Source organism: Streptomyces sp. NPDC054975 (assembly GCF_053609105.1).
This window is the reverse complement of the sequence record NZ_JBSGWV010000004.1, coordinates 58,279-75,642: the sequence shown is the minus strand read 5'-3', so window position 1 is coordinate 75,642 and position 17,364 is coordinate 58,279. Positions and strand designations below refer to the sequence as shown.

General features: G+C 71.1%; 19 protein-coding genes. 9 read left to right on the top strand and 10 right to left on the bottom strand.

The genetic code is table 11. The features are described from left to right. Window positions 1–230: 230 nt before the first annotated feature. Window positions 231–1,850 carry a sodium/solute symporter gene (locus tag ACWF79_RS06855; protein WP_453726986.1) on the bottom strand — a complete coding sequence of 540 codons (1,620 nt, stop codon included), beginning with the start codon at window positions 1,848–1,850 and terminating at the stop codon, window positions 231–233. Further along, window positions 1,847–2,377: a DUF485 domain-containing protein gene (locus ACWF79_RS06850; RefSeq protein ID WP_453726985.1), complete on the bottom strand. Its 531-nt coding sequence runs from the start codon at window positions 2,375–2,377 to the stop codon at window positions 1,847–1,849. The genes ACWF79_RS06855 and ACWF79_RS06850 overlap by 4 nt, the downstream gene beginning before the upstream one ends. A gap of 532 nt (window positions 2,378–2,909) precedes the next feature. Here ACWF79_RS06850 and ACWF79_RS06845 point away from each other — a divergent pair. Further along, a complete protein-coding gene (locus ACWF79_RS06845) occupies window positions 2,910–3,527 on the top strand; it encodes a hypothetical protein (RefSeq protein WP_453726984.1) in 618 nt (205 codons plus the stop codon). Here the strand turns inward: ACWF79_RS06845 and ACWF79_RS06840 are convergent. Then, window positions 3,499–3,966 carry a hypothetical protein gene (locus ACWF79_RS06840; RefSeq protein WP_453726983.1) on the bottom strand — a complete coding sequence of 156 codons (468 nt, stop codon included), beginning with the start codon at window positions 3,964–3,966 and terminating at the stop codon, window positions 3,499–3,501. The genes ACWF79_RS06845 and ACWF79_RS06840 overlap by 29 nt on opposite strands. A 289-nt stretch (window positions 3,967–4,255) precedes the next feature. On the opposite strand from ACWF79_RS06840, the gene ACWF79_RS06835 reads away from it, so the two are divergent. The 3 genes from ACWF79_RS06835 (at window position 4,256) to ACWF79_RS06825 (ending at window position 6,466) form a co-directional block, all read left to right on the top strand. Next, window positions 4,256–5,020 (top strand): hypothetical protein, encoded by a 765-nt coding sequence (locus tag ACWF79_RS06835; protein WP_453726982.1) that lies wholly within the window; start codon window positions 4,256–4,258, stop codon window positions 5,018–5,020. 149 nt (window positions 5,021–5,169) lie between these two features. After that, window positions 5,170–5,865: an MOSC domain-containing protein gene (locus tag ACWF79_RS06830; protein ID WP_453726981.1), complete on the top strand. Its 696-nt coding sequence runs from the start codon at window positions 5,170–5,172 to the stop codon at window positions 5,863–5,865. A gap of 124 nt (window positions 5,866–5,989) precedes the next feature. Beyond that, a complete protein-coding gene (locus ACWF79_RS06825; protein ID WP_453726980.1) occupies window positions 5,990–6,466 on the top strand; it encodes a DUF4231 domain-containing protein in 477 nt (158 codons plus the stop codon). Window positions 6,467–6,468: 2 nt separating this feature from the next. Here ACWF79_RS06825 and ACWF79_RS06820 read toward each other — a convergent pair whose 3' ends face one another. Then, entirely contained in the window at window positions 6,469–7,227 is a 759-nt protein-coding gene (locus tag ACWF79_RS06820; protein WP_453726979.1) for a GntR family transcriptional regulator, read from the bottom strand. 192 nt (window positions 7,228–7,419) lie between these two features. Between ACWF79_RS06820 and ACWF79_RS06815 the strand changes: the two genes are divergently transcribed. Both ACWF79_RS06815 and ACWF79_RS06810 read left to right on the top strand, forming a co-directional pair. Further along, a complete protein-coding gene (locus ACWF79_RS06815) occupies window positions 7,420–7,644 on the top strand; it encodes a hypothetical protein (protein ID WP_453726978.1) in 225 nt (74 codons plus the stop codon). Window positions 7,645–7,848: 204 nt separating this feature from the next. Beyond that, entirely contained in the window at window positions 7,849–8,103 is a 255-nt protein-coding gene (locus ACWF79_RS06810) for a DUF2277 domain-containing protein (protein WP_453726977.1), read from the top strand. On the opposite strand, the gene ACWF79_RS06805 is transcribed toward ACWF79_RS06810, so the two are convergent. The 4 genes from ACWF79_RS06805 to ACWF79_RS06790 all read right to left on the bottom strand — a co-directional run bounded on the left by ACWF79_RS06805 (window position 8,057) and on the right by ACWF79_RS06790 (window position 11,913). After that, window positions 8,057–8,686: a DedA family protein gene (locus ACWF79_RS06805; protein ID WP_453727189.1), complete on the bottom strand. Its 630-nt coding sequence runs from the start codon at window positions 8,684–8,686 to the stop codon at window positions 8,057–8,059. The genes ACWF79_RS06810 and ACWF79_RS06805 overlap by 47 nt on opposite strands. A gap of 125 nt (window positions 8,687–8,811) precedes the next feature. After that, entirely contained in the window at window positions 8,812–9,243 is a 432-nt protein-coding gene (locus tag ACWF79_RS06800; RefSeq protein ID WP_453726976.1) for a DoxX family protein, read from the bottom strand. Between the two features lie 232 nt (window positions 9,244–9,475). Beyond that, window positions 9,476–11,164, bottom strand: a complete 1,689-nt coding sequence (locus tag ACWF79_RS06795; RefSeq protein WP_453726975.1) for an alkaline phosphatase D family protein — start codon at window positions 11,162–11,164, stop codon at window positions 9,476–9,478. Window positions 11,165–11,250: 86 nt separating this feature from the next. Beyond that, a complete protein-coding gene (locus tag ACWF79_RS06790) occupies window positions 11,251–11,913 on the bottom strand; it encodes an HNH endonuclease family protein (RefSeq protein WP_453726974.1) in 663 nt (220 codons plus the stop codon). A 334-nt stretch (window positions 11,914–12,247) separates the two neighbouring features. Between ACWF79_RS06790 and ACWF79_RS06785 the strand changes: the two genes are divergently transcribed. Next, complete coding sequence (locus ACWF79_RS06785) at window positions 12,248–13,033, top strand: ABC transporter permease (protein ID WP_453726973.1); 786 nt, start codon at window positions 12,248–12,250, stop codon at window positions 13,031–13,033. 57 nt (window positions 13,034–13,090) lie between these two features. On the opposite strand, the gene ACWF79_RS06780 is transcribed toward ACWF79_RS06785, so the two are convergent. Together ACWF79_RS06780 and ACWF79_RS06775 are read right to left on the bottom strand one after the other, a co-directional pair. After that, window positions 13,091–13,741, bottom strand: a complete 651-nt coding sequence (locus ACWF79_RS06780) for an HAD-IA family hydrolase (protein ID WP_453726972.1) — start codon at window positions 13,739–13,741, stop codon at window positions 13,091–13,093. Window positions 13,742–13,887: 146 nt separating this feature from the next. Then, window positions 13,888–14,754, bottom strand: a complete 867-nt coding sequence (locus tag ACWF79_RS06775; RefSeq protein WP_453726971.1) for a peptidoglycan-binding domain-containing protein — start codon at window positions 14,752–14,754, stop codon at window positions 13,888–13,890. Window positions 14,755–14,914: 160 nt separating this feature from the next. On the opposite strand from ACWF79_RS06775, the gene ACWF79_RS06770 reads away from it, so the two are divergent. After that, window positions 14,915–15,061 carry a hypothetical protein gene (locus ACWF79_RS06770; protein WP_453726970.1) on the top strand — a complete coding sequence of 49 codons (147 nt, stop codon included), beginning with the start codon at window positions 14,915–14,917 and terminating at the stop codon, window positions 15,059–15,061. Between the two features lie 189 nt (window positions 15,062–15,250). Then, window positions 15,251–17,308, top strand: a complete 2,058-nt coding sequence (locus tag ACWF79_RS06765) for a DHA2 family efflux MFS transporter permease subunit (RefSeq protein WP_453726969.1) — start codon at window positions 15,251–15,253, stop codon at window positions 17,306–17,308. Window positions 17,309–17,364 lie beyond the last annotated feature (56 nt).

The window sequence follows — 17,364 nt, the reverse complement described above, 5'->3', positions numbered from 1 at the left end:
TCACTCGGGGGACGCAAAGGTGCAGCGTCCGCCGACTGCCCATCTGCCTGGCCGGGGAACGATGAGTTCCATGACCCTTGATGAGCGGCGTGCAGCTGGTCTGGGTGCAGGCGGAGTGGGGCGCTGCCGACTAGGCAAGGTCCGATCCAGAGGCCCTAGGCACTTCGGGACAGCCGAAAGGCGCCCGGCCTGGAGCGTCAGGCCGGGCGCCTTTCGTCGGGGCGTGTGCGTCAGGACGCGGAGGCGCTGCTTGCCGCGGGTGTGCCGGCGAGGATCGTCTCCTCCACCGCTTCGTACCGCATGGACTGGTCGGCCGGGTCGCGTTCGAAGAGCACCGTGCCGAGCCAGCCCGCGAGGAAGCCCAGCGGGGCCGAGAGGATGCCCGACGTGGTGAACGGGAACCAGTTGAAGTCCTGGTCCGGGAAGATCGCCTGGGGCGATCCGGACACCAGGTTGCTGCCGGCCATGAGGATGAACGCGGAGGCGCTGCCCACGATGAGGGTGCAGAGCAGTCCCGTACGGGAGTAGCGGCGCCAGAAGAGGCTGTAGATGAGGGCCGGTGCGACCGCGGACGCGCCGATGCAGAACGACAGGGTGAGCAGTGCCTGAAGGTTCAGATGCCGTGCACCGGCGGCGATCGCGATCGCCACGAGCCCGACGCCCGCCGCGGCGGTCCGGGCGATGGCCATCTCCGCGGAGTCCTTCAGCTGTGCCTTGCGGCGCAGCCCGTGCGTGATGAGGTCGTGCGCCAGGGTGTTGGCGCAGGCGAGGGTGATCCCGGCGACCGAGGCCAGCAGGGTGAGGAAGATGGCTGTCGCAACGGCGGTGAACAGCAGTGTCTCGACGGTCGTCTGGTCCGTGCCCATGACGGCCTGGCTGACCATGAGGAAGGCTGTCTTGCCCTGCGGGTCGCCGGCGACGATCCCCTGGTGGCCGACGATCGCCGCCGCGCCGAAGCCTATGACGGCGATCAGCAGACAGGTCACGACGACGGTCGACACGGCCCAGGACATCGAGCGCCGCACGGCTGCCGCGCTGCGTGCGGTGAACATGCGCATGGTGATCTGCGGCAGCACCGCGGCGCCGAGCACGACTGTCAACTGAGTACTGATCATGTCGAGTTCGTTGCCGCCGAACTGCAGACCGGAGGCGAGGTAGGCGTCTCCCGCCCCACTGCCGCGTTTGGCGGCGTCCAGCAGGGAGGGCAGGCTGAAGTCGAAGCGGTTGAGGATGAGCGCGGCGATCGCGAGGGACGCGCCGAACAGGACGACGGTCTTGACGATCTGGATGAAGGCGGTGCCCTTCATGCCGCCGATCGCCGCGTACACGATCATCAGCAGGCCCAGGAACACGATCGCGCCGGTCTTGAAGCCGTCGGAGTCGAAGCCGAGGACGACGGAGAGGAGATCCCCGGCGCCCGCGAGCTGGAAGATCACCAGCGGCAGCAGTGCGGTCAGGGTGACCGCGGCCGTGGTGATCCGCACGGCGGGGCCGGGAAGACGCCGGGTGAAGACGTCGCCGATCGTGAACCGGCCGGCGTTACGCAGCGGTTCGGCGAGCAGGAACATCATCAGGACAAGCGAGAGCACGGTGCTCAGGGCGAGCGTGATGCCGTCGTAGCCGACGAGGGCGATGATGCCGATGGTGCCGAGCACGGTGCCGGCGGAGATGTAGTCGCCGGCGATCGCGAGGCCGCTCTGGACGGGGGAGAGCGAGCGGTAGCCGGTGTAGAACTCGCCCAGGTCGTCACGATCGGGGCCGGTCATCACGCACAACAGCAGCGTGACGGTGATGACCGCGATGAACGCCATCAGCGACATGGTCTGGGCCCCGGAGCTGAAACTGGTCATGCGCGCGTACCTCCGGTGGGCTGCTGCCACACGGGACGTCCGGAGTGGCTCCGACGTCCTGGCCGGGGCGCGGCCGCCTGCTCGGCGCGTTCGCGGATCGCCGCGGCGAGCGGGTCGACGCGCTTACGCGCAATCCGCTCGTAGAGCGCGATCGCAGCCAGCGCCACGGGCAGCTGGAGGAGCCCCAGGACCAGACCGGTGGTGAGACCACCGGTGATGTTGCTGGTCATCATCGAGGGGGCGTATCCGGACAGGAAGAGGAAGATGACGAAGTAGCCGAGCGCGGTGAAGGTGGCGACGCGGCGGAGCCTGCGGTAGGCCGATCCGAGTCGGCGCAGATCATCACGATCGTCGGTGGCGGCGGGCGATTGCGGCTGCGGGGACGCGTCCCAGGCTGCCTGTGGATCGGTGTCCCAGGACGGCGATCCACCCTCCCAGGACTGCGACGCCGCCTCTTGGCGGTGGCGCCCGGCATTCCGGTGCTGCGGTACGGGCGGTGGGCCGGGGAAAGACTGGTGGTACGACATCGATCTTGCTCCTTGCCGCCCCGGGGACGGGTGGGTGGCGCTGGTGGTCCGCGTACGTTACTCATGGGTATGGCCCCTGCGTAAGAGGTTTCCGACCGCTCGGTATGTCGGTTCGGTGACGATCCTGTGTGCGCGGCAGCGGAAACCCGCGGTAACCCCGTGGTGGATCTTTCCGCAGGTCATGCGGGGGTGAGCCTCGGGCGCCACGTGCACTGCGTCGACCGCCTGACAGCGGCGCTGTTCCAACCCCCGCTGCCGGTCTCCGTTGTTCCTCAGCCGCGAAGGCGGGGAGAGGCGTCGTGCCACGCACGTGCCAGATACGTCGCCGGGCTCGGCCGGCCGGACCTTCCACGTCTGCTCGTCGACGGGGGCGGCGATCGCGTGCTCGCGGCCGTTCTCAAGGTGGTGATAGATCAGCGCGGGCCGCGCCAAGAGTGTCCCATCCGCTGCATCAGCTCCCGAGTGGTCGCACCGCCCGCCGCGAGCGGACATCGATCGAGCCCACGGCGGTGGACTGGCTGACACCCGCAGAGTGGAAGAGCGGAGGGCTGAGGTCTACGCGGTCCGTCTCCTGGACCCAGTGGCTGGGCAGGGGTCTGATCTTGGTCGGCTCCTAGGCTGTGGCGCTATGGAGAACCAGCTCACCCATGAGGCCAGTGCCTTCATCAATTTCCGGAGCTTCAAGTTCCAAGATCCGGGGTCACACGGCTACAGGTGGGTCGACATCAAGCACCTGCGGATCCCGGCCGAGTCCGGCGACGCCCAGGAACTGCTCGGGACGCTCATCGGGCATGAACAGTTCCGGGACGACTACGCGGGCGGCGGAGTCCTGCCGGAGGGATCCAGGCACGGCCCGTACTGGGTGAGGCTGGTGACCCCCGACGTCTACGAAGCTGTCAGTCGGGAGAAGAGCGCGCACATTCTGTGGGGGTGGGCGAACCAGTTCGGGGACGTACCTTACGAGCTGGAGGCGAAGCTGCGGCAGGAGGTGTTCGACCGCTTGGCGGTGGCCGACCACATCTACTACCTGAGCGGGCTCGGGGATGAAGCCATTCACGACTGGGGGCGTGTGCACGAGGACTTCCACGACTTCGTGCTCATCGACCGCTCAGCCGGACGGATCACCCTCCTCGTCGCGGCCGACGACTGAGCCGCTGGGCATGGCTGCTGGGGAAGGACATTTGAGGAGACGACTCCTGATCTGCGGCTTCCAGGTGCCTCTTGTACTCCGCCCACCGGGGCAGGGTCGACGGTAGCTCGCCGGCCCTCGCCCTGCGGGTCTCGAACTCTCCGACGATGCGTCGGCGCTGGATCTCGATGAGGGCTTCGTTCCTGATGGACTTCATTTCCGCAGGAGATTCGCACTCCCTCTCGTCGATGACGAAAGTCGCAAGCATGAATCCATCCGCAGTCCTCCTGCGGAACGTCGAGATCATCGACTTGTTGGGCTTCTGGGGTTCGACCGGCTCCGTCGTTTCAGGGTGTTTCGCGGTCGCGGCGGACTCGTGCGTCGCCGGTTCCTCCCGGGCGTCCGGCCCCTCGGGTGGGGGCTCGGGTATCGAGGGAAGCTTTGTCGGGCGGTCGGTCACTGAAAGCTCCGGGGCGGGTGAGGTCGGGGCGGAGGGCGGTCTGAAGTCGTGGCCCCCCCGGGCCTCTGGGGTTCGTGTATGACCTCATCCCCCCTACTTCGGCGGTCAGTTGAGCGTATGTGGGGAGTCGGCGATCGCGCACTCCCCTGGTGGGGACGGTGACGCGGACATGGTCGGTTAGGGTGTGGGCGTCGGGGGACGGAGCTGGGCTCCCGTGTGTGTATGGATCTGTCGGAGAGCTCAGTTGGCTATACGTTCCGTTAATGCACTGGTCGGCGCTGCCTCGAGGGTGGCCGACTCCTCACCGCCGGAGCGTGTCGACGATCCGGTCATCTCCAGGATGCAGAGCGGCCGCACAGCGGTGGGGCTGCTGGCCACGGTGTGGCTGCTCTTCGCCTATCCGTTGCGTGTGGGCCGGGAGAGTTTCGTGCTCGGCAAGCTGGAGGAGCTGCTGATCGGGTGCGGCATCGTGCTCGCCACCACGGTCGTCGGCATCGGCGGCTTCATAGTCCTGGCTCGTGCGCCCCTGGGGCGTATGTACGCGCGCCGGGTCGGCGGTCCTCTGATGGAGCTCGGGGCGATACCGCTCGGCGTCGGGGTCGTCTGGCTGATGCTGGCCGCCCTGGGCGGTGACATCATCGCGCCCGAGGACGTCGGGCCGCACGACTTCACCTTCGGGCTGTTCGGGACGACCATAGGCCGGATCATCACCGGTGCGGTGATCGGTCTGCTGTTCTTCGCGGCCGCCCTCGCCTGCGCTGTCCTTCTCGTCGCGGCGCTGTGCTTCACCCTCACGGCCGCCTTCAAGGGCATGAACTCCTGCTTCCGCGCGGGGGACGTCCATCAGCTGCTGCCCGCCCTTGTCTCACCGCTGCTCGTCTGGTCGCTCTTCCTCCTTCAGCTTTTCGACGGCTCCGACGTGGCTGCTCCTCCCCTCGTGATCTACGCCTTCTCGTTCGGCGGCCCGCTGTCGGTGACCCTCCTGTCCGTCTGGGAGGTGCGGCGGTTGCGCGTCCGGCACGGTGTGACGTTCCGGTCGGCGCTCGGTCGGTAGTCCCCTTATGTCGCGACCGGGGGGCTTCAGGGGCTTCGGACGTGGGTAGTCGTCGCGTGGTGCGCGTGGGCGGGGCTCGTTCGTGGTCGGGCGCCGTACTCGGGCCCTCTTCTTCCGGCAGCGCCCTATTGGACCTGAGAGAGAGTCACGTGCATCTTCAAGAGATCTGGCGATTCCCCGTCAAGTCCATGCGCGGGGAGCAGCTGAAGAGCGTCGAGCTCACCGAGGACGGGCTGGTGGGCGACCGGCATGTTCATGTGCGCGACGAACAGGGCCTGCTGACCGCCCGCGTGCGGTCCCGGCTGCTCGGTCTTTCGGCGACCACCGGGGAGGACGGCGGCGTGCTCGTCGACGGGTACCCGTGGGACGGCCCGGAGGCAGCGGCGATGATCCGGGGCGCGGCGGGCCCTCGTGCGGAGGCGGTGCACTACACCGGGCGGGAGAGGTTCGACGTGCTGAACCTGACCGTGATCACCGACGGCGCCGCCCAGGCCCTCGGCCACGACCCGCGCCGGCTCCGGTCCAACCTGGTGATCGGCGGCGTCCCCGGCCTCGCCGAACGTGACTGGCCCGGCCGTACCCTGCGGATCGGCGACGCGGTGATCGGCATCCTCAAGCTGCGGTCCCGCTGCGTCATGACGACGGTCGACCCCGACACGGGTGAGCGGGACCACGGCGTCCTGCGCGACATCCACAGGCTGTACGACGGCACCTTCGCGCTCGACTGCTGGGTGGCCTCGCCCGGCACCGTCGCCGAGGGGGACGAGGTCCGGCTGACCGACGAGGAGTGGCCGGAGCCGGTCCGCGGCGGCTGGATCGTCGGGGCGCCGTACCTGGTGCCCTGAACCCTCCGAGCGCCTCGGTGTCCCCGTCGTTCGCCTTGTGCGGTTGACTCCGTCGGGGAGGCGGGGATGTACTCGCGGCATGGTTGACGTGGGGGATGCGCCCGAGGCTGAGGTGGGTGGCGTGATGACGCCGGAGCGATATGTCGACAGCCGGTTGACGCAGTATCAGGAGTGGTACGACCTCAAGGCCACCAAGATGAAGGCCATGCACCTGCGCATGCGTACCCTCGCCGTCGTCGGTGGTGCGCTCGTGCCCGTGCTCGTCAACCTCGATGTCGGGTTCGCGAAGGTCACCGCCACGGTGCTCAGCCTGATAGTCGTCGCCTCCGTGTCGTTGGAGAGCGTGTACCGGTATCGGGAGCAGTGGAAGAACTACCGGTCCACCGAGCAGCTCCTCGGGCATGAGCGGGTCTATTTCGCTGCTCGGGTGGGGCCGTACCACAACCTCTCCGACCGGGACTGCTTCACGACGCTGGTCGCGCGCGTCGAGAAGGCCATCGCCAGCGAGAACTCGGCCACCCTCAACGTCATGACCCTCGGCGGTCAGGTCAACGCCGACGTCCGGCAGCAGGGGGTGCCCGCCCCTCGGCCCGAGAGCTGACGTCATGCGTCGAAGTCGTACTCCAGTACGTACGACGCCGAGTCCAGCGTCATCTCGTTGAGCTCCACCGCGACTCCCTTCTCCGTGAACGCCGTACGGCCGATCAGGATCACCGGCGTCCCGAACTCCAGTGCCAGCCGCTCCGACTCGTCCGCCGTCGGCATGCGGCAGCGGATCTCCTCGCGGAAGTGGACCGGCTGGTGGCCGAGTTCGGCCAGTCGGGCGTAGGTGCCGCCCGGGCCCGTGTCGGGCGTCGCGATCGGGGTGTCCTCGGCGAGGGCGGCCGGAATGTACGAGACGGAGAGCAGGACCGGCTTGTCGTCCAGGACGAAGCGGCGGCTGCGGACACAGACCTGCGCATCGTCCGCCAGCCCCAGCGCCCCGGCGACCCGGGGCTCCGCCGTCGCCCGCCCGACCTCGATCTGGTCCACCACCAGGGCCCGGTCCTCGATGTCCGCCGACCAGACCGAACGGCCCGAGCCCCAGTTGTCCTGCGCGAGCCGGGGGATGCCCCGCCGACGCAGCGGGCGGAACGTGCGGACGAAGACCCCGGCGCCCTTGCGGGCCTCCGCCAGGCCCTCGTTGCGCAGGACGGAGAGCGCCTGGCGGGCCGTCATCCTCGCCACCTCGTATGTGGTCATCAGATCGTTCTCACCGGGGAGCCGGTCGCCGGGGGCGAAGGCGCCTGACTGGATGGCGGTTCTCAACTCGTCGGCGATGCGCTGGTACTTGGGCCGACGCCCGCTGTCCTGGTCAGTCATGGGTGGACCACTCCCTTCGTCTGCGGGACACCCTACGGCGCGCTCCGACGAGGTGGTGCACGCGTCTGCGCCGACCTGTGCGAGTGATCCATCCATCGGGGGACATCTCTAGAGATACGTTGACAGTGCGAGGTCACCGGGCTTCCCTGGGTGTATCCCCAGAGATCTGGAGCTTCGGGACGGAGGGAACGCGTGCAGCCACTGCCCGAGGTCGGCGACCTCGTACGCGACACGGCCACCGGGCTTGTCGGCTTCTACGTCGGCGGCGTCGCCGGCCGCTGTCTGATCCGGCCGGTCAACGGCGGCCGGGAGTGGGAGGCCGACCCCCGGGACGTCCAGCTCGCCACCCCGCTGCGCGAGCTGCGGGCGCGTGCCGCCGAGATCAACGCGCGGAGTCGGCGTGGTCTGACGTCGTAGCCGTCTGGCGACCCATGCTGTCGTAGCCGTCTGGCGACCCATGCCGTCCTAGCCCTCCGGTGTCCCATGCCGTCGTAGCCCTCGTAGCGGTGTGGCGGTGTGGCGGCGTGGTGGGCGGGTAGCCCGTTGCGCGCCTGTCGGCGTGGACGGTGGCGTTCTGCCGCCGCGCCTCGCGTTGTCAGTGGGGTGCGCGACACTGGAGGCATGTGCCGCAGCATCAAGACCCTTCGGCCCCCGGTCCTCCCCGAAGAGGCGACCGAGGACGACATCCACGCCGCCGCCCTGCAGTACGTCCGCAAGGTCTCCGGATTCCACAGACCCGCCGCGCACAACCGCGAAGTCTTCGATCAGGCCGTCGACGAGATCGCCGCCGCGACCGCCCGGCTCCTCGACGGACTCGAAGTACGCGGGCTCAAGAAGCCGGCGCCGGTGCGGGAGCCGCAGCCGGACGCCGTATGACGTAGGCCGCCAGCGCCCCCGCCAGGAAGAGGGCGAGGACGGACACGCCCGCGCTCACCCAGGTCGCGCCCAGCCACAGCCCGCCGAACCAGCCCAGCGCCACGCTGTAGCTCGCCCAGGCCACCCCCGCGAGGGCCGACCAGGGCAGGAAGTCCACGATCCGGCGCTTCGCCGCGCCCGCGCCCAGGGAGACCACCGAGCGGCCCGCCGGGGCGAAGCGGGCGATCACCACCAGCAGGCCGCCGCCGCGCGCGAGGGCCGTGCCGAGACGTTCCTGCGCACGCGTCAGCCGGCGGGAGCGGGCGATCGCCCGGTCCAGGCGGGCCCCGCCGCGCCACGCCAGCCGGTACGCGACGAAGTCGCCGAGCACCGAGGCCGTGGCCGCGACGAGGAGGAGTGGGACGACGGACGGGACGTCCGGGGAGGCCGCGGTGGCCGTCGCCGCCGCCGTCGCGGCCGTGATGACCAGGACCCCGCTCGGCAGCACCGGCAGGAAGACGTCGAGCAGTACCGACGTGGCCACCGCCGCGTAGATCCAAGGGCCTGCGGTCAACGACCGTAGTGACCCGATGCTGTCGAGCACGTTCACAGCGCTAGAGCGTACGCGGCGGCGGGGGGCGGAAACCGGCAGGGGCCGCAATCAGGCTGGGGCCGGAATCCGCCCGTGTACGGATGACGGCCGTCGTCGTGCGACGCCCGCCGTCGTGGTTACGCCGCGACCGGCTCGCGCCGCTCCTCGCGGGCGCCGCCGAAGACCCGGTCGAGCGCCAGGGCGCCGGGGCCGGTGAAGACGAGCAGCAGGAACGCCCAGCAGAAGAGCGCCGAGCTCTCACCGTTGTTCTGGAGCGGGAAGAGCCCCTCGGACTGGTGGACCGAGAAGTACGCGTACGCCATCGAGCCGGACGCGAGGAAGGCGGCGGTCCGGGTGCCCAGGCCGACGAGCACCAGGGCGCCGGCGACCAGCTGGATCACCGCCGCGTACCAGCCCGGCCAGGTGCCGGCCGTGGCGGTGGGCCCATCACCGAGCACGCCGAAGAGCGAGGCGGCGCCGTGGCAGGCGAAGAGCAGACCTATGACGATGCGGAACAGGCCGAGCGCGTACGGCTGGCCCTGCTGCAGTCGGTTGGCGAGGGAATTCATGGGGGGTGGGACTCCTTCGGTCGGGTCGGTCCCGGGGAGCCGGGACGCGGGGGACGGAACCGATGAGGTCGACAGGTTAGGCATGCCTCAGATGTACTTGCAAGTTCAACATTCGATGCTGAGCTGATCTGTGGCCGGGGTCACGCCGGTCGCGTCCTTCGCGCCCGTCCCCGCGCCCACCGTCACGCCCGTCCCCCCGCCCGGTCCCACACCCGCCGTCACGCCCGCGCGCTCAACTCCCGCTGAGGCTCCGCTCGTCGACCGTCACCAGCCGTCCGCTCGCCCGGGCCTGGGTGAGGGTCAGGCGGGCCGAACGGGCGTGCAGGGTCAGCGTCATGAGCTGGTTGCCGAACCAAGGGCCGCCCGTCCGGCGCCAGTCGATCAGAGGGCGGCCCGTGCGGCCGTGGCGGGCGAGCGCGCGGCCCAGGCGGCGGCCCGCTCGACTCCACCCGAAGCGGAAGCCCAGGCGTACCGAGCGCGGGATCGCGTTGTGCAGCGGCGAACATGTCAGCTGCACCACCCGTGCCTCGGGAGTACCGGGCGCCCCTTCTCGTACGTCTGCCCCCTCGCGCCCCTGCGGCCAGACGGGTTCCGCCACATACGCGTGGTGGACGTCCCCGGACAGCACGCACACCGTCGCCGGGGCCTCCGGGCCGCTGCCCGCCTCCGCGAGCAGCCGGGTCAGGGCCTCGAACGACGACGGGAACGCCGCCCAGTGCTCCAGGTCCGCCCGCTGCCGCAGATCCTCCGCGAACCGCGCCCACCGGCCCTCGGGGCCACCCCGCTCGCCCCGGCACAGGGCCGCGTTCCAGGCCTCCGCGTCGTGGATCAGCGGCGGCATCAGCCAGGGCAGCGACGTGCCGACGAGGAGATGGTCGTACGAGCCCCGTTCCGAGAGCGCCTGTTCGCGCACCCAGGCCGCCTCGGCCGGGTCCAGCATCGCCCGCGCGCCCTCCGTCAGGAGGCGGGCCGCCCGGGTGTCGACCATGAGCAGCCGGGTCCGGCCGAGGTCCCTGCGGTAACTCCAGCGCACACAGGCCGGATCGGCGTCCGCCTCCGCCGCGAACCGCCGCAGCCGGTCCGTGCCGTCGGGTACGGAGCGGATCTCCGCGTACAGCGGGTCGGCGGCCAGGTCGGCGGGGGAGAGGTTGCCCAGATGCTGGTACACCCAGTACGACATCAGCCCGCTCAGCACCCGCTCGCCCCACCAGTGGGTGGCCCGCATCCGCGCGAGCCAGGCGGCGCTGGTGTTCCAGTCGTCGATGACGTCGTGGTCGTCGAAGATCATGCAGCTGGGGACGGTGGAGAGCAGCCAGCGGACCTCGGGGTCGCCCCAGGACTCGTCGTAGAGGCGGGTGTACTCCTCGTACTCCCCGACCTCCGAACCCGGCGGGTCGCGCGGGTCCCGGCGGGCGGCGAGCCAGCGGCGGGTGGCCGCCGAGGTCTCGTCCGCGTACACCTGGTCGCCCAGCAGGACCAGCAGATCCGGGCGTTCGACCCCCTCGCGGCCGGCGGCGAGGTGCGTCGCGAGCATGTCCAGGGCGTCCGGGCCGACCGGGTCCCTGCCCTTGGCCGGCTTCGCCGCCCAGCGGCACGAGCCGAACGCCACCCTGACGCCGTCGCCGGGCGCGGGGGTGCGGATCGTGCTCGGGGGGAAGCGGGAGTCGGGCGGCGGCCAGACCGCGCGGCCGTCGAGCCGTACCTCGTACTCCGTCGTCGTCCCGGGAGTCAGACCCGTCACCGGTATCAGGGCGTAGTGGTGGCCAGCGATCTGGAAGGTGCGGGTGCTGCCGCCGGCGCCGGAGGTGCCGCGCACCTCCGCCGTGCACGGGCGGTCGGTCTCGACCCAGATCGTCGCGGAGTCCCCCCTGACCCCGTCGACGTACCGCAGCAGTGGTCCGAGTCTCAGTCCGGCCGCCATCGTTCTCCGTCCCCCTCTGTCGCCCCGCCCGCCCGTACGGTACGGAACGACGGAGGGGTGGCGGAAGTGATCTCGGAAACCGCGTCTCAGCAGCCGTTCAGGACCGACTGGAGGGCGCTCTTCTCGGCGGAGTCGACGCTCAGGCCCCAGTAGTACTTCGTGTGCACCCACGCGCGGACGTACGTGCAGCGGTACGAGGTGCGCGAGGGCAGCCACTCGGCCGGGTCGAGGTCACCCTTGGCCTGGTTGACGTTGTCCGTGACGGCGATGAGCTGCGGACGGGTCAGGTCGTTGGCGAACTGCTGGCGCTTGGCGGTGGTCCAGGAGTTCGCGCCGGAGCGCCAGGCCTCGGCGAGCGCCACGACGTGGTCGATGTCGAGGTCGGAGGCGGCGGTCCAGGTGGCGCCGTCGTACTCGGAGTACCAACTGCCGCTGACGGCCGCGCAGCTGGAGTCCTGGACGACACCCGAGCCGTCGCGCTTGAGGACGACCTCGCGGGTGTTGCAGGCGCCGGACTGCGTGATCCAGTGGGGGAAGAGGTCGCGGCTGTAGCCGGAGGAGGAACCTTCCGCCTTGACCGTGAGCGAGGCGAGGTACGTACGGGCCGTGGCCGCGCTGACGGGCGTGGGCATGGCCGCCTGGGCGGCGGGCGCGGTGGCGAGGAGGCCGGTGACGGAGAGGGCGGCGGTGGCGGCGAGAACGGTCACGCGGCGGGCTATTCGACGCGCGTAGACGGTGCCGGTGGTCATGGGGGCTCCCTGGGATGTGGGGGTTTGGTCGTGCGGGGGTGCGGGGTGGTGCTGTGGTGCGTGGGGTGGTGCCGGGGTCGTGCGGGGGTGGTGCGGTGGCGCCTGGGGCGCCTGTGGGTGGTGCCTGTGGTGCCTGTGGTGCCTGTGGTGCAGTTGCGGTGCGGTGCGGTGTGTCGGCCCGGTGTCGGTGCGGATGCGTGCCCGACGCCCGGACATCGTGGCGGCGCCAGGTTTCGGTGGGGGGTGCGCCAGGTAACAGAGTGGCGACATGGGCACGTCACATCAAGGGGTGTGACGGAACGACAGTTCCGTTTCCCGCCCCTAGGGTTGGCGTGTGCTTCTGGAAGTGAACGTCACCTTTGGGGTGGTTCTCGCCGTTCTGCTGCTCGTGGCCGCGGGCGTCGTCGCGTACGCCCGACTCGGCCGCGCCCGCGACTCACTGGTCGCGGGCGGGCGCGCGGCGGTCCAACTGGTCGCGGTGTCGCTCGTGATCGGCTGGGTGATGCGGCATCTGCCGCTGCTGCTGGGGTTCCTGGTGGTGATGTACGCGGTGGCCGTGCGGACCGCCGGACGGCGCGTCGTACCCGGCGCGGGGCGCGGCTGGTGGTGGGCCGCGGTGCCGATCGCGGCGGGCGTCGGGCCGGTCGTCGGAGTGCTGCTGCTCACCGGGCTCGTGCCGGTGCGGGGCGTGGCGCTCATCCCGGTCACCGGCATCCTCATCGGCGGCGCGCTGACCGCGACGGTCCTGGGCGGGCGGCGGGCGCTGGACGAGTTGGAGACGCGGTGGGGCGAGGTGGAGGCCGGGCTCGCCCTCGGACTGCCGGAGCGCGAGGCGCGGCTGGAGGTGGCGCGGAAGGCCGCGTCGGACGCACTGCTGCCGGGGCTCGACCAGACGCGGACGGTGGGGCTCGTGACGCTCCCGGGCGCGTTCGTGGGGATGCTCCTGGGCGGGGCGTCGCCGTGGGAGGCGGGCGCGGTGCAGCTCTTCGTCCTGGTGGCGCTGATGGTGGTGCAGGCCGTGGCGGTGGCGTCGGTGCTGGAGCTGGTGGCCCGGGGCGCGTTCGTACGGGAGGGGGCGCCGGGGGCGGACCGGGAGCGGGGGCGTGGGCGGGCTCGGTGAGGGGGCCGGCCGTCGCCTTGGGGGGCTGGGCGTCTCACCGCGCCTCGCGCGGGTTCGTCACCCCGCGAACGTCAGGCGAATGCCCTCGTCCGTGGCCGCCACCGCGATCTCCGTGAGGTCCATGACGTGGACGTCCGGGGCGAACGCCGCCGCCCTCGGGCCCACGCCCACCACGCGCATGCCCGCCGCGCGGCCTGCCTGGATGCCGGCCTCGGAGTCCTCGAAGACCACGCAGTCGGCCGGGGCGTGGCCCAGTTCCGCCGCGCCCTTGAGGAAGCCCTCCGGGTCCGGCTTGCTCGCGCCGACGCACTCCGCCGTCACCCGGGTCTCCGGCATCCGCAGCCCCGCCGCGCCCATCCGGGCCTGGGCGAGGGCCTCGTTCGCCGAGGTCACCAGGGCGTGCGGGAGGGCTTCGAGCGCGGTCATGAAGGCCGGGGCGCCCGGGACGGCCACCACGCCGTCCAGGTCCGCGGTCTCCTCCGCGAGCATCACCCGGTTGTCCGCGTAGTTCTGCTCCATGGGCCGGTCCGGCAGGAGGACGGCCATCGTCGCGTACCCCTGGCGGCCGTGGACGACCTTGAGCGCCTGCTCCGGGTCAAGACCGTGCCGCTCCGCCCAGCGCCGCCAGCAGCGCTCGACGACGGCGTCCGAGTTGACGAGGGTGCCGTCCATGTCGAGGAGGAGGGCCTTGGTCGTGAGCGCGGGCATCAGGGTTCTCCAGAGGGGTGGGAGGAGAGCAGAGCGGTCCCGCCCGCCGGTCAGGGGGTGCGGGCGGGACCACTTTGTTCCTCGACGATACAAAACGAGGGGGCCTCCCCGCCAATCCGTCCCGCATCGCGGACCGGAGGCGGGCCTCAGCCCGTGGTCTGCGCCTCCAGTTCGCGGCGCGTCTCCGGGCCGTACACGCCCTCCTCGTCCTCCTCGATGTACTGGTACGACTGGAACCGCTCCACCGCGCGCCGCACCTGGCGTGAGTACCTGCCGTCGATGGGACCCTCGTAGGCGTACACCTGGGTGAGCCGCCGCTGGAGTTCCTCGACCTCGGGTCCCGAGTCGCCGTAGCGCAGGGTCGGACCCGACGCGTCCTCGGTCGGCCTCCGGCTGGGTGCGGGCGCCGTCGTCGTCCGGGTGGCCGAAGGCGCCGACGGACCGGCCGGCGTGGTCTTGGTGGCCCTGCCCGTGGGGGTGGCGGCCCCGGTTCCCTGGCTGGAGGCGGACGGCGAGGCCGAGGGCGACGTCGAGCGGGAGGCGGAGGCGGACGGGGACGGCGGGGACGACGAGGGGGAGGACGGGGCCTCCGACACGACGACGTTCTCCGACGCGCTCACCGTGGGCGTGGGGACGGCCGCCCGGTCGTCCGTCTCGCCGTCGTCGCCGAGCAGGCCGGTGGCGAGCGCCGCCGTGGCGACCACGGCGACCGCGACGGCCGCCGCCAGCGCCACCAGGGCGCCGCGCCGCCGGGTGGCGGGGCGCTCGGGCTCGTACCACTCCGGCCCGTAGAGCTCCTCGCCGTACGAACCGTCCGGTCCGTCCGGGCCGCCCGGTCCGCCCGGTCCGCCCGGTCCGCCCGGTCCGCCCGGGCCGTCGGTTCCGTCCGGGCCATCCGATCCGTACGGCCCGTCAGAGCCGTAAGAACCGTCCGCCCCGTACCGACCGTATGAACCCTCCGACCCGTACGACCCCTCCGACCCGTACGACCCCTCCGACGCCCCTGACGCCACTGACCCGTACGACCCCTCCGGCGCCCCTGACCCGTACGGCCCCTCCGACGCCCCTGACGCCACGGACCCGTACGGTTCCTCCCCATCCGAGCGGGGCCCGTGCAAGACCACCCCCTGGAGTACCTCCGGGGTCCCCGTCACCGGCAGGAGCAAGGGCGTCGTGTCCGTCGGGTCCTGCGTCGCCGTCACCGGCGGGGGCGGCGGGGGTTCCCCCGGCTTCCCCTGCTCCCCGGGCTCGTCCAGGGTCACGTACGGCCGGATCCGCAGCGGGTCGAAGTCCTCCGCCGCCGCGACCTCCGCCTGGTAGCAGGCGCAGCCCGGTCTGTGTCCACCGCACTCAGGGCATGCGTGTCCGGTCATGGTGGATCCCCTCCCCATTTCAACTGGCAGCGATTATGCAGGCCGCCCGCAGCGGCGAGGAGAACAGCTGTGCCCTTCCGCAGGCCGTAACCGGACATTCCGCCCAGGATGGAGGGAACGGAAGCGAGGAGATGCCATGGCCCAGGACGAACGCACGGCGGACCTCGGCGGTGGCGGCCCGGTGCCAGGGGAGCACGGGAGTCACCGCTCGGTGATGGTGGCCATCGGCGCCCTGCTGCTCGGCATGCTGCTGGCCGCGCTCGACCAGACCATCGTCTCCACGGCCCTCCCGACGATCGTCAGCGAACTCGGAGGCATGGAGCACCTCTCCTGGGTGGTCACGGCCTACATGCTCGCGTCGACGGCCGCGACCCCCCTCTGGGGCAAGCTCGGCGACCAGTACGGCAGGAAGAAGCTCTTCCAGGCAGCCATCGTCATCTTCCTCGTCGGCTCCGCCCTCTGCGGCATCGCGCAGAACATGCCGCAGCTCATCGCCTTCCGCGCCGTCCAGGGCCTCGGCGGCGGCGGGCTCATGGTCCTGTCCATGGCGATCGTCGGCGACCTCGTCCCGCCCCGGGAACGCGGCAAGTACCAGGGTCTCTTCGGCGCTGTCTTCGGCGCCACGAGCGTCCTCGGTCCGCTGCTCGGCGGGCTGTTCACCGAACACCTCTCCTGGCGCTGGGTCTTCTACATCAACCTGCCCATCGGCGTCGTCGCCCTCTTCGTGATCGCCGCCGTCCTGCACATCCCGGTACGCCGCACGCAGCACCGCATCGACTACCTCGGTACGTTCCTCATCGCGTCGGTCGCCACCTGCCTGGTCCTCGTGGCCTCCCTCGGCGGCACCACCTGGGCCTGGGGCTCCCCGCAGATCATCGCGCTCGCCGTCCTCGGCGCCGTCCTCCTGGTGTGGTTCGTGTACGTCGAGGGGCGCGCGGCCGAGCCCGTGCTGCCGCTGAAGCTCTTCCGGATCCGGACGTTCACCCTCGTCTCGGTCATCAGCTTCGTCGTGGGCTTCGCGATGTTCGGCGCGATGACCTATCTGCCGACCTTCCTCCAGGTCGTCCAGGGCGTCACCCCGACCATGTCCGGGGTGCACATGCTGCCCATGGTCCTCGGCCTGCTCATCACCTCCACCGGCTCCGGCCAGATCGTCTCGCGCACCGGCCGATGGAAGGTCTTCCCGATCGCCGGCACCGGCATCACGGCCCTGGGACTTCTGCTGCTCAACGAGCTGACGGAGACCAGTTCCACGTGGGAGATGAGCGCCTACTTCTTCGTCTTCGGCGCCGGTCTCGGCCTCGTCATGCAGGTCCTCGTCCTCGTCGTGCAGAACGCCGTCTCGTACCAGGATCTCGGCGTCGCCACCTCCGGCGCGACCTTCTTCCGGTCCATCGGAGCCTCCTTCGGCGTCGCCGTCTTCGGCACCATCTTCACCAACCGGCTGCGCACCAAGCTCGACGACGCCCTGGCCGGTCAGCCGCTGCCGCCGGGCACCGGACCCGACCAGATCGCCGCCGACCCGCGCGCCATCGCCGAACTCCCGCCCGACCTCCGGCCGCCGGTCCTGCACGCCTACGCGACCTCCATCACGGACGTCTTCCTCTACGCCGCGCCGGTCGTCCTCGTCGCGTTCGTCGTCGCCTGGTTCCTCAAGGAGGACAAGCTGCGCGCCTCCGTCACCGCCCCCGACACCAGCCAGACCCTGGCCTCCAACCCCGTGGAGCGCTCCTCGTACGACGAGTGCGCCCGGGCCCTGTCCGTGCTCGGCTCGCGCGAGGGCCGCAGGGCGATCTACGAGAAGATCACCGCCAGGGCGGGGCTCGACCTGCTGCCCGCCGCGAGCTGGCTCGTGCTGCGGATCCGCCGCCACGGGACCGTGGAACCGGCCCGGCTCGCCGAGACCACCCCCGTCCCGCTGCGCGCCATCACGGAGGCGTCCCGCCAGGTCGAGGAGCGCCGTCTGGCGCGCCGGGAGGGGCTGCAGCTGATCCTCACCGAGGAAGGGCTCGCGGTCGCGACCCGGCTGGCGAAGGCGCGCGAGGAGTCGCTCGCCGAACTGCTCGGCGACTGGTGGGGCCCGGACCGGCCCACGGACCTCGTGCAGTTGGTGGAGGAGCTGACGGCCGAGCTGAGCGGCTCGGACGCGGAGCGACCGCACACGCACGAACCGCCCCGCGACCACCACGCGTAGAGGGGCGCGGAGCGCCCGGAGCGAGTACGGATGCACGGACGTACGTGGGTCCGGGC